Here is a 12,673-nt window from a genome sequence, read left to right on the forward strand (position 1 = left end):
GTTTTTACTTTTACTTTTCACCCATTATTTTTCTAATGGAATCAATCTGTTTCAACTTTTCCTCTTCATTATTGAGAAGCACACTGCCATATTTCGGCATCATTTCAAAATAACCCTTGTTTGTTTTGGTAAGGAAAAATAAATACATTTGATCTTTTTTCAGCAAAGGGAACTTTTCATAGGTTAAGAGATATAATTTCCCCTTCTCCTTATAATAGCCTCCCTCTTGATTGACCGTAATGTCCCCGAGCAGGGCACCTTTTATATTCTGTGTAATCCGCACTAAGAATTGGGTATTTGGCTTTCCTGTATATTCATCATCCCCAACTTCTCGGATGACTTCACCAATAAAAATATGATCAACCGCCTGGACTAATTTTTGTTTCTCTTGATAATCATCCTTAAATGGATAGTGTTTATTGACAATTATCGCGGAATCCTTTGAGTCTAATAGTGAAGTGTAATACTTTAGGGAGAATATCCCTATCCCAACCAAAATTAAGACAAAGATAATAGCCCATTTTTTCATTAAACAGTCATCCCTTCAAATAGAATACCTGTTTTCAATTATATCTTGAGGGCATTAAGTATTTTCTTATCTCTTGTGAATCTTTAAGGAACAATATGCCTTGAGGAACGGCATTCGTACCCATTAAAAAAGGCCACCGTAACTCATAAGCAGTTACCGATGGCACCAGATTTATTTACCTTTTAACCACTCGTTTAGCCCATCAATTCTCGTCCATAAATGCAAATGCATGTCCGCATAAACAATCGCTTCGTTTTCATCGCCAAAGCCATAATAGTCTGGTGGGTAGGCGGGCAGACGTTTCTTGCCTGTTAAGTAGGTAATCACATACTTATTTAACTTTTTTGCTTCTTTCAGCAATTTCGCGGCCTTCGCTGTGAAGCCTTTTTCAATGATCTCAAGCAATAACTGATTGTAGGAAGCTTGGGCTGACTCCTCTTCATATTGTTGGAGCAAGTCTTCAGCCTTCTTGTAGTCCCCTGCATCGATGTAGGCCACAAACAACGAGTAACGCACACCTTGGTTATCCATTGGATTTAGTTCCAGCAATTCTTCATATTGGCGGATGGCTTCTGTTTTTTTCCCAATCAGAGATAGGGCTTCAGCATAATGAAGTTTCGCCCGCATGAACGGTCTAGTTTCAGTTAATCCCCAGAAGTAGCCTTTGTTTTCCTCGAAAAACGCTTTACCAAGTTCACGTTTCCCCGCCTGTATGCCTTTTTCATAGAGAAGGATGGCTTCCTCAAGGCTTTTTGTTTTTTCAGCAAGGATGACATAGGCATCCGAACAATTCGGATTCAACTTGACGGCTTCTTCAGCCAGCTTATATCGCTGCTGACCGTCCGATTGATAGGCATCATAGATCAAATTTCTAGCGCGCTCTTCATCCCGTCTTGATACTTTCCGAACAGGGCTCTTTGCTTTTTTAGTGGGTGTTTCAACAGCTGTAAGTGTTTGAATGTTTGAAACCTGCATGCCCTCAGGTTTCCCGGTTTCTACAACTGAGAGAGTGCCTTTTCTAGGAAACTCAATGACAGGTGCCATTTCAGAAGGCGGCGAGATCGGTGCTTCATCAAACCCATAAACCATTCCAATCAACTCCGCAATTTCCTGATGTAATACTGTTTCCAACTCCGTAAATATCGAGGAAACGGAACCTGTTGAAACTCCGTACTGCTTGGCGAGCTCCTTTTGCGTATACGTTTTTTCTAATGGTGCAATCGTTGACACTAAATAATGGAGGGCGGCCACATAAAGTTTTGGATTTTGGATTCGCTTTTGCTTTTTCTGGCAAAAACTCAGCCAAAGAATTACACCTGTGTCGACAATGGGAGCTGGTACATCGAGTGATTCCATTGTTTGCTTAAAGGTATCGGCAACTTCTTTATAGATAGGGGCCGGCCAATCCATCTCATCGATGTCCAACAGATTGCCGACCATTGGAAGTTCACTCAACACCTCCAAGAAGAAGTCTGTCAAATATTCCTGCGCTGAGTCGTAATCTGACTCTAAACTGCTAGCCTCAATATAGGTAAAGGCATCCGCGGGTTTTAGGTCAGGTAAATCAAAAGGAGAGGGAAAGAAGACATAATTTTGCTCATATGGAACCAGGATTCCCACGAAGAAAGCACCTTCTTCTACTGTAATAGGGACATTCGCAATAATCGCTTCCAATTCTTCCGAGGTAAACCCGTCAGCGACTGTAACTTTATTGTTTTCAACGGAAAGGACTTTCCCCGCAATCGTTCGTGCTTCCGTCCATGTTTGTAAAATCTTTCTTAGTTTAGGTCGTTTAATTTTCCCTGCTTCCGCAGCAATAAACTTCTCAATAATCGTTTCACCATCATCTAATCCTTCAAAAAGAATAAACCAAATCGCATGAATAAATTCATAAAATTCCCGTTCTTGATCCGTATCAATTTGAATGATTTCTTCCAAGTCTTCGAAATCCTCTTGTATTTCTTGCCCAAAGTGATAGAAAGCAAAATGAAGGATATGCTTTTGCAGGCTGTCGATTTCACTATCAATCAAATTGGTGATGGATACAGCCTCATTTGCCCCACAGCACTTTTTATACTTTTTCCCACTTCCGCATGGACAAGGACCATTCCGGTTTATTTTCTCCAACTCGCTCATCCCCTTTTAAGACCAATCTTTTATATTCGAAATATTCTTGTATGTATAAATTAACTTTTTAAAAAGTTGTTCATCCACTTTACTCTTAGTTAATAGTACCATTTTTGACAGATAGAAATGTAAAAATACTCATGAACTTTGCTTGAATTATCTATTGATGATACCATTAGGAATTTATTAATTTTACCTTCCCGAACAGGTTTGTGCTTTTTTTAGGTCAATCTTTGAATTTTATAAGGTAATCAAGCTATAATGGTTAAGGAACTGACCATTGATTTCGGAATAAAATACAATACAGGATATTTTTAATTTTTATAGAGGTGAAGATAATGGAATTAGCAGAAATCCGTAATGATCTTGAAAAAACAGCTAAGAAATTAGCGGACTTTAGGGGGTCTCTTTGACCTTGAAAATAAGGAAGCAAGAATTGCAGAACTAGATGATGAAATGCTGCATCCCGATTTTTGGAATGATCAGCAAGCCGCTCAGACGGTCATTAGTGAAGCAAATGGCCTGAAGGATCAGGTCAATGAATTTTATGAACTGAACGAGAGTTTTGAAAATCTGGAATTAACCTATGAGCTTGTAAAAGAAGAAAATGACGACGAATTGCGTGCGGTGCTGGAAGAAGAGCTTCAGCAGTTAACAGGGCGCTTGAGCCAATATGAGCTGCAGCTTCTCTTGAGTGAAGAGTACGATAAAAATAATGCGATTTTGGAGCTGCACCCAGGTGCGGGCGGAACGGAATCACAGGACTGGGGCTCGATGCTCTTGCGGATGTATACTCGCTGGGCTGAGAAAAAGGGCTTTAAGGTCGAAACGCTCGATTATCTGCCTGGTGATGAAGCAGGGATTAAGAGTGTGACGCTTGCCATCAAAGGGCATAATGCCTATGGTTACTTGAAGGCGGAAAAAGGGGTACACCGCTTGGTCAGGATTTCTCCGTTTGATTCCTCAGGCCGCCGCCATACGTCGTTTGTTTCCTGTGAAGTCATACCTGAACTCAATGACGACATTCAAATAGAAGTTCGGACCGAGGATTTAAAAATTGATACCTACCGTGCGACCGGTGCGGGCGGGCAGCATATTAACACCACCGATTCAGCCATCCGGATTACCCACCTCCCAACCGGCGTGGTGGTCACATGCCAAGCGGAACGTTCGCAAATTAAAAACCGCGAGGCAGCGCTGAAAATGCTAAAATCCAAGCTGTATCAACTAGAAATTGAACGCAAAGAACAAGAGCTACTGGAAATTCGCGGCGAACAAAAGGAAATTGGCTGGGGCAGTCAAATTCGTTCGTATGTCTTCCATCCCTATTCGATGGTAAAAGACCACCGGACCAGCGCAGAAAGCGGCAATGTTCAAGCAGTAATGGACGGGGATTTGGATCAGTTTATTGATGCTTATCTAAGGTCAAGGATTTCCTAACCATGACATTTTTGAAAAAATAAAATAGTTGTTTAAAGCCTTTGTCGACCTTTTCGGCAAAGGCTTTTCTATTGGGATGTAATAATGAAAACACCGTAAAAGACAAATGCTAATAAAATAAAAATTTAACCCTTTAACACGTCACTTTACTGCCATTTACACCAAAATTTGCCCATGCTATACTCTTTCGGTTAGAAGAATGAATTTTGAGGAGAATAGCATTTATGAATATATTAAGTAATCTTACACAATCCTATCCTAAAATGAGAATCGCGATAGATTATCTACTTGTGCTGATTGGTGCGGCGATTATTGGTCTAACGTTTAACGTGTTTTTACTGCCAAATCAAGTGGCTTCAGGAGGAGTCAGCGGCATCAGTACGATTACAAAAACGGTGTTGGGCTGGGAACCGGCTTATGTGCAGTGGGCCTTTAATATCCCTTTGTTTATTGCTGGTGTGCTGTTTTTAGGAAAGCAATTTGGCGTCAAAACACTTGCGGGCACTATTTTTTTACCATTCATTGTTTTTTTAACAAAAGGTTTAGAGCCTTGGACAAATGATGCACTGCTCGGGGCTTTGTTCGGGGGAATAGGTGTAGGGCTTGGTCTGGGCATTGTTTTTAGGGGGAGGGCATCAACGGGCGGAACCGACCTTGCTGCACAGATCATTAATAAATATACAGGCATTAGTCTCGGCCGATGCGTTGTTATGATCGATGGCTTAATCGTGCTTGCTGCTGCGATTGTGTTTGATATTGAAAAGGGTTTGTATGCATTGATTGCCCTCTATGTAACAAGCAAAACGATTGACCTGATTCAGGTTGGCTTCGGCCGGTCAAAGATGGCGATGATTATTACGGATAAACAAGAAGAAGTTCGTGCAGGAATTTTGAATAAAATTGACCGTGGTGTGACAAAACTATCAGCATATGGTGGTTTTACTGACCATGAACGGCCAGTTCTAATGTGCGTTGTTGATCAGTCAGAGTTCACAAAATTGAAACAATTGGTTAAAACCCTTGATCCAACTGCATTTGTGGTCGTTATGGATGCGGCTGAAGTGTTAGGAGAGGGTTTCAAACGAGCGTAGGATTGGTATAATAATGCATTGATGGTATTAATTTCTGAAAGGGGTAATCAGGTGAAAAAGAAATGGCTTACATTGTTGATGGGAACTGCGTTAGTTATGGGACTAGCTGCCTGCGGAGGCGGAGATAAGGACACAACTAAGGACACGACTAAGGACACAGGAACGGAAACAGCTAGTAGTGATGCAGCTGCTAAGATTTTCGATCAAAAATGCTCTGGCTGTCATGGCGGGGATCTAACAGGAGGGATGGGACCAAACCTTACAAAGGTTGGCTCAAAGTACTCTAAGGACGACATCTTGGGTATTCTTAAAAATGGTAAAGGTCAAATGCCTGCAAATGTAGTGACTGGCGATGACGCTAACACAATCGCTGAATGGCTAGCAGCTAAAAAATAAGAGCTTAGTTTTAAAAACGTTCTGTTTGATAAAAACAGAGCGTTTTTTTTATTTACCTATTTTAGCAGCCCAGCAGAGGAAACTCAGACTGGTTTGGCGGAATCCGTCCCCAGTTTGGCGGAATAATTCCAAAAGTTGGCGGAATCCCGGTCCAATTTGGCGGGATCCACCGATCGAGCGCCAGCTACTGTACGAGCAGAGAAAAGTTACAGATTTTATATAAAAAGGTAATTTAAAAGGGGTTTGGCGGAATCATCCGGGAATTCGGCGGAAAAGGTTACGAAGTCGGCGGAATCTGTCCCCAGTTTGGCGGAATAATTCCAAAAGTTGGCGGAATCCCGGTCCAATTCGGCGGGATCCACCGGCCACACAACTCTTAAACCATTCCCAAAAAGCCAAAAATAAGAGTAAAAATGTCGAACTGTGTCATAAAATGTAATTCTTTGAAAAGAAACTGTAATATTTTTACCGCTTTTTTTAGCCTTTTATGATGTTATAATAGGTTTATGCGAAATTATTCACATATTTTTTGTTATCCTAGTCCATTTTGCAAATAAATAAAGATTATTGTCGAATTCACAGTTCGTTATGTCTTTAAATAAAAGGTGATAAAAATGATCGAACTACAAGATGTATATAAAAAGTACCCAAATGGGGTTTCCGCTATTAATGGGATAGACGTCCGGATTAACCAGGGCGAATTTGTTTATGTCGTCGGACCAAGTGGTGCCGGAAAATCGACATTCATTAAAATGATGTATCGAGAGGAAGTTCCAACTTCAGGGACCATTACTATGAATGGTGTAAACCTCGCAAAACTAAAAATGAAGAAGGTACCCATTTTCCGACGGAATCTTGGCGTTGTCTTTCAAGACTTTAAGCTCCTTCCAAGACTAACTGTCTATGAAAATGTCGCTTTTGCTTTAGAAGTAATTGAAGCGCAGCCGAAGGTCATTAAAAAACGAGTCATGGAAGTTCTTGATCTCGTTAATTTAAAGCATAAGATAAAAATGCTGCCAACCGAGCTTTCTGGCGGGGAACAACAGCGTGTTTCAATTGCCCGCTCGATCGTCAATTCTCCGAAAGTCGTGATTGCGGATGAGCCTACTGGAAACCTTGACCCGGAAACATCATGGGAAATCATGAAAATTTTTGAAGAAATTAATGCAAGAGGAACTACCATTGTTATGGCAACCCACAACCGAGAGATTGTTAATACATTGCAACACCGAGTGATTGCCATTGAAGGCGGAAAAATCGTCCGTGATGATGAAAGAGGTGAATACGGTTATGAAAATTAGAACCATTGGCCGTCACGCTCGAGATAGTTTTAAGAATATCAGCAGAAATGGCTGGATGACATTTGCATCCGTTAGTGCTGTAACTGTTACCTTGATATTAGTTGGTGTCTTTTTCGTTATTATGATGAATCTTAATAGAGTCGCAGAAACGATTGAAGATGATGTCCAAATTCGCGTTCACATCGATGTAGCAGCGACGCCGCAAGACCAGCAAACCTTAAAAAGTGAGATTGAAAGCATACCTGAAGTGAAAACGGTGGCCTTCTCCTCTAAAAAGGCCGAGCTAGATAATTTAGTTAGTAGTCTTGGTGAGGAAGGCAAATCTTTTAAACTTTTTGAACAAGATAATCCTTTAAACGATGTATTTATCGTAAAAACAAAAAAGCCGACTGATACGATGAAAGTCGCGAAACAAATTGAAAAATCTACTTTTGTTGCCAAAGTAAAATATGGCCAGGGTAAGGTTGAAAAATTATTTAAGTTTATAAAAGCAAGCCGCAACGTTGGAGTTGTTTTAATCATTGGCTTATTCTTTACAGCCATTTTCCTAATTTCAAATACCATAAAAATTACGATTATTGCACGTCGAAGAGAAATTAAGATTATGAGATTAGTAGGTGCAACGAATACATTTATTCGCTGGCCCTTCTTTTTGGAAGGATTATGGCTTGGTGTCTTAGGGTCCATTCTGCCTATTATTCTGATTTCGATTGCCTACTACCGTGCCTATGATTATGTTACCCCATACCTAGAAGGTACATTTATCAAAATCCTGCCGATTGATCCCTTTATCTATCAGGTTTCTGGCATTTTGATTTTAATGGGCGCATTAATCGGCGTTTGGGGCAGCTTGATGTCCGTAAGAAAATTCTTAAAGGTGTAATCCAAAAGCGGAAGTACCCGTTTACAGTCAGGAAGGGCTAGTGTCATGTCCTTCCTGTTTTATTATGAACGATCTGGTTACTAGAATAGATCAAAAGTTTCGTACACAACAACATTCGTTCACACAAAGCTAACGAACGATTTTACCTGTACATAGAGAGAATGGGAGGAGAAATCGGAAATGAAGAAAACAGTAATAACAGTTGCGGTTGCACTGACGGTCGGACTGGGAACAACCTTTGGCGGAATCACAATTAAAACAGAGGCTGAGTCGATTTCCAGTTTGAAAGGTGAACAAAGTAAAATTCACGACAAACGTTCCAATTTAAAAGAGGATATTAATCAAGCAAACGGTCAGATAAATTCATTAAAAAATCAGCAGGCAGGCGTACAGAGCGAAATGAAACGCCTTGACTTTGCGATTGAAGATACAACTACGAAAATAGATGATAAAACGGAAAAGGTAAATGATACAAAAGCAGAGGTTACAAAACTCCAAGCAGAAACCAAGGTCATCCAAGAGCGTATTAAAAAACGTAATGTACTTTTAATGGACCGGGCCCGCAGTTATCAGGAAAATGGCGGCATGGTCAATTATTTAGATGTGCTAATGGGTTCAACTAGCTTTAGTGATTTCATTGACAGAGCGAATGCGGTTGCTACCATCGTGCAGGCGGACCAAGATATTATTAAGCAGCATGAGGCCGATAAAGCGGAACTTGCGGAGAAACAAGCAAAAGTAGAAAAAGATCTTTCTAGTCTCGAGAATATGCTAGTAGACTTAAAAAATATGAATCAGCAATTAAATGCCCAAAAGAAGGAAAAAGATAAACTTTTAGCAAGCTTAAAAGATAAAGAAGAAGAAGTCCATGAGGGTATGATGGACATGCAAGAGGAGGAGCAGATTCTTGCTGGTCAAGAAGCGGCGATTCAAAAGGCCATTCAAATGGAGAAAGAGGCACAAGCAAGAGCAGCTGAAGAGGCGAAAAGAAATACGTCATCAAGCAGTAGGAATAGCGGTTCTAACAATAATTCTGCTCCTCGTTCGGATGCAACACCAAATGTTTCAAGTGGATATTGGACCCAGCCAACAACTGGATATCTTAGTTCTGGTTTTGGGGGCCGTGGGGATGGAAATCATTACGGAGTCGACATTGCCAACGGGACCAAGATGCCAATTGTTGCTGCGGCGGATGGGGTTGTCATTAGATCCTATTATTCTAGTAGTTATGGAAACTGTATTTTTGTTTCTCACTCGATTAATGGGAAAGTGTACACAACCATCTATGCCCATATGACGGCACGTTATGTCGGCAGTGGAGCTACTGTGAAAAAAGGTCAAAAGATTGGTCTTATGGGGAATACGGGAGCCTCAAGAGGACAGCACCTGCATTTTGAACTTCATAAGGGTCCATGGACACTGGATAAGCGTTATGCCATTAATCCAGTCGGGATCGTACCACTACCATAAAAATGGGAGAAGCTTTTTGCTTCTTCCATTTTTTTTGCAAAAAAAATTATAAAACTTTGAACTTAGATAACTGTCTAGCTCCAGCGCCCAACGGCTAGTGTACTTCGCCCTTTTCCCTACGATAAGTCAACATCGGATCACTACGCTCTCCGTGTTTCCTATATCTCAGTCAAAGTGCTCCAGTCCATACGCCGCTAAACGGGCGCTTCCGCTTTTCTTATCATAACTCGTCCATTCCAAACATATAAGTTAATAATCGGGCAGGTATTTGGGGCCTTTAAATGTAAATAGATAGGACAGGCATTTTTAAAGCGAGGAGGATTTGGATGAATCGTAGATGGATTGCCCTGTTGATGACGGGTTCGCTTTTGACAGGAGCGGGGGGCACCTATGCAGGAATGCAGTTAATGGATAAAAAGGATGGAAACAAGAAGCTTGAACTCATGCAATCTCCGAAAGATCATCAAATAAATGCTGAAGAAAAAACAGCTGATCTTGAAAAAGTAGAGGAGGCCTATGATCTTATTTTAAGCAGGTATGTAGAAAAAGTAGATGATAAGAAGTTGGTAGAAGGCGCAATACAGGGAATGCTTTCCGTCTTAAAAGACCCCTATTCGGTCTATATGGATAAGGAAACCGCTCAACAATTTACCCAGACCTTGCAATCGTCGTTTGAAGGGATTGGTGCCGAAGTAGGAATGGTTGATGGGAAAATTGTTATCGTTTCACCATTCAAAAATTCCCCCGCAGAAAAAGCAGGCATCAAGCCGAATGATCAAATTTTAAAGGTAAATGGAAAAAGTATAGAGGGGCTAGACTTGAATAAAGCAACTCTAAAAATTCGCGGCAAAAAAGGGACAAAGGTGGAGTTATTAATTGCAAGAAAAGGGTTAAGAGACCCATTAGCGATTGATGTTACACGGGATGAAATTCCACTAGAGACAGTCCATGCTCAGGTGAAGAAGCAGGATGGAAAAAATATTGGTTATATTGAACTAACCTCATTCTCAGAAGATACGGCAACTGATTTTGAAAAGGAATTAACTGCGTTAGAAAACGATAATATTAAAGGATTAATTATTGATGTCCGTGGAAACCCTGGTGGCCTTTTAGATAGTGTTGGTGAAATACTAAAAAAATTTGTTCCAAAGGATAAACCATACGTCCAAATTGAGCAGCGGGATGGTAAGAAAAAACGTTACTTCTCGTCCTTGTCAGCGAAAAAGGATTATCCTGTGCTTGTCCTTGTCAACAAAGGCAGTGCCTCCGCATCTGAAATTCTTGCCGGCTCACTGCAAGAAGCGGTTGGTTACAAACTCATTGGAGAAACCACGTTTGGAAAGGGCACGGTTCAGCAAGCTGTACCAATGGGGGATGGCAGCAATATCAAGTTAACATTATTTAAATGGCTCACTCCAGACGGAAATTGGATCCACAAAAAAGGGATTCAGCCAGATGTGGCCGTCAAACAACCAGCCATCTTTGCTACCCATCCTATCCAAATCGATAAGCCTCTGGAAGAGGATATGAATAATGAGCAGGTTAAGAATGCGCAAGAAGTACTAGCAGGTTTAGGATTTGCCCCAGGGCGGACGGACGGTTACTTTAGCAAGGAAACAACGATGGCCGTAAAGGGCTTCCAACTCCATGTGAACATGGAACCATCAGGGAAAATCGGTCCCAAAACAGCGGCTAAATTTGAAGAAGCAGCGATTGCCGAAATGAAAAAAGAAAAAAATGACCTTCAGCTGCAAACAGCATTGAGATTAATTACGAAAGATTAAAGCAGAGGCTTTTCGCCTCTGTTTTTCTTTTGCTTCTTGAAATGTTTCAACATTTTATCCACTTTCTAAAAACTAGCAATATGTTTTATGGTTCCAATTTGGTAAAATACTCTTTAGGAGACTTTTCCATATTAGATTACTAGAAATTTTGATAGAGGCAGGTGGCAGGAATTGGTGCAAATATGGCTTGTAGAACTTCTAAAAGGGACAGGCAAGTTATTTCTTCATCCTGTTTTATACTATCTTGTTTTCCTAACAGCGATTTTGGGCGTTACAAGGGTGAAACGCGAGCGAAAAAACTTTCATATTCGGGCACATGATGCTTACTATGAACTTCGCCAGTTATTTCCGCAAGGAATACTAATCGGACTGGTCTTATCTATTATTATTGTTGCTGCAGGAATCGCAGTTCCGTTTGCTGCCATTCTACTTATTGCTCTATTTACGGTTGTATGGTCTTTAACCACAAATGTACGATGGATCTCACCTGCCTATACGTTTGGGGCTGCTTTTTTCACGATGGTCTTGATTGCTGAAAATAATTGGTCAATCCCACTTTTTTCAAAAACGTTTCAGTTCTTAGGTGATAAGATTTATCCTTCTGTGGTGGTTGTGCTTGGATTTATGTTAATAGCAGAAGGAACACTAATTTTTAAAAATGGCAGCATAGGAACCTCACCTAAACTTGCTAAAAGCAAACGTGGTCAAAACATTGGTTTGCATGAAGGAAGGCGCCTTTGGATGGTTCCTTTGTTCCTCCTTATTCCAGGAAATGCGCTGCAGCTTCCCTTTGACTGGTGGCCAGTCTTTCATTTGGGCTCAGAAGAATACACATTGATTCTCGTGCCATTTGCGATTGGATTTCATCAGCAAATCAAAGGAATGCTGCCTAAAGTCGCCATTCAGCTTCATGGACGCAAGGTTATCACCCTTGGCGTACTCGTTTCACTTCTTGCTGTTGCAGGCTATTGGTTCCCGCTTAGTTCGGTTGTGGTAGCTGCACTGGCGATTCTTGGCCGTGAAATGATTACATTAATGGCCACGATAAAAGATGATAATCTTCCATTTTATTTTTCAAAAAAGAATCAAGGTCTGATGATTATTGGAGTGATTCCCGAATCACCGGCTAGTAAAATGGGTCTGCAGGTTGGTGAGATAGTTTCAAAAGTGAATGGAGTTTTGGTTCGTGACGAAAAGGTGTTTTACGAAGCACTACAAAAAAACCGTGCCCACTGCAAACTCGAGGTTCTCGACACCAATGGAGAAATTCGCTTCGTCCAACGTGCACTTTACGAAGGAGACCACCACGAACTGGGCATCCTCTTTGTTCAGGATGACCGCAAATATGATAAGAAAATAGGATAATATTTGTAATTTTTCACAATAAGTTAGAATTGTTTCATAATAGGCTAGAATGGTTTTTCATAATTATTTAGAATAATTGAATCTGTTATTTGGAGAAGTTGACGCTTCTCTTTTTTTATATTTGATTTATTTAAGCTGGTGATGCTTTTGCTGAAAGTAGAGGAAAAAGTCAATTATGCTCTTAATGAGGAACAGAAGAGTTTAATTAGAGTACCTGCGCCATTTAAAGCTTTGAACAAAAAAGTTCACAAATAGTCCCTATGTAGTACAAATTTGTTTTCTAATAT

Annotated in this window: 10 protein-coding genes; 8 read left to right on the plus strand and 2 right to left on the minus strand. The window is 40.6% G+C overall.

Annotated elements, in window-relative coordinates:
- Positions 1–10: 10 nt before the first annotated feature.
- Both RCG22_RS18780 and RCG22_RS18785 read right to left on the minus strand, forming a co-directional pair.
- A complete protein-coding gene (locus tag RCG22_RS18780; RefSeq protein ID WP_308104186.1) occupies positions 11–529 on the minus strand; it encodes a hypothetical protein in 519 nt (172 codons plus the stop codon).
- 171 nt (positions 530–700) lie between these two features.
- Complete coding sequence (locus RCG22_RS18785) at positions 701–2,656, minus strand: SEC-C metal-binding domain-containing protein (protein WP_308104187.1); 1,956 nt, start codon at positions 2,654–2,656, stop codon at positions 701–703.
- 338 nt (positions 2,657–2,994) lie between these two features.
- Here RCG22_RS18785 and prfB point away from each other — a divergent pair.
- From prfB to RCG22_RS18825, 8 genes are all read left to right on the plus strand, one after another.
- Positions 2,995–4,096 (plus strand): peptide chain release factor 2 gene (prfB, locus tag RCG22_RS18790; RefSeq protein ID WP_308104189.1). Its coding sequence is split into 2 segments (ribosomal slippage): positions 2,995–3,066 and positions 3,068–4,096, totalling 1,101 coding nucleotides; the frame shifts between segments, so codons are not numbered across the junction.
- 263 nt (positions 4,097–4,359) lie between these two features.
- The gene (locus RCG22_RS18795) at positions 4,360–5,187 is read left to right on the plus strand and encodes a YitT family protein (protein ID WP_374049481.1); all 828 of its coding nucleotides are present in this window, start codon (positions 4,360–4,362) and stop codon (positions 5,185–5,187) included.
- Between the two features lie 51 nt (positions 5,188–5,238).
- Positions 5,239–5,583: a cytochrome c551 gene (cccB, locus tag RCG22_RS18800; protein ID WP_308104191.1), complete on the plus strand. Its 345-nt coding sequence runs from the start codon at positions 5,239–5,241 to the stop codon at positions 5,581–5,583.
- Between the two features lie 614 nt (positions 5,584–6,197).
- Positions 6,198–6,884, plus strand: a complete 687-nt coding sequence (gene ftsE / locus RCG22_RS18805; RefSeq protein ID WP_088089609.1) for a cell division ATP-binding protein FtsE — start codon at positions 6,198–6,200, stop codon at positions 6,882–6,884.
- A complete protein-coding gene (ftsX, locus tag RCG22_RS18810; protein ID WP_308107203.1) occupies positions 6,874–7,767 on the plus strand; it encodes a permease-like cell division protein FtsX in 894 nt (297 codons plus the stop codon). Before ftsE ends, ftsX begins: the two co-directional genes overlap by 11 nt.
- A 180-nt stretch (positions 7,768–7,947) precedes the next feature.
- Positions 7,948–9,237 (plus strand): murein hydrolase activator EnvC family protein, encoded by a 1,290-nt coding sequence (locus RCG22_RS18815; protein WP_308104192.1) that lies wholly within the window; start codon positions 7,948–7,950, stop codon positions 9,235–9,237.
- 326 nt (positions 9,238–9,563) lie between these two features.
- The gene (locus RCG22_RS18820; RefSeq protein WP_308104193.1) at positions 9,564–11,021 is read left to right on the plus strand and encodes a S41 family peptidase; all 1,458 of its coding nucleotides are present in this window, start codon (positions 9,564–9,566) and stop codon (positions 11,019–11,021) included.
- Between the two features lie 171 nt (positions 11,022–11,192).
- Positions 11,193–12,386, plus strand: a complete 1,194-nt coding sequence (locus RCG22_RS18825; RefSeq protein ID WP_308104194.1) for a PDZ domain-containing protein — start codon at positions 11,193–11,195, stop codon at positions 12,384–12,386.
- Positions 12,387–12,673: the final 287 nt, after the last annotated feature.

The organism is Neobacillus nitrireducens (genome assembly GCF_030915405.1).
GTDB lineage: Bacteria > Bacillota > Bacilli > Bacillales > Cytobacillaceae > Neobacillus.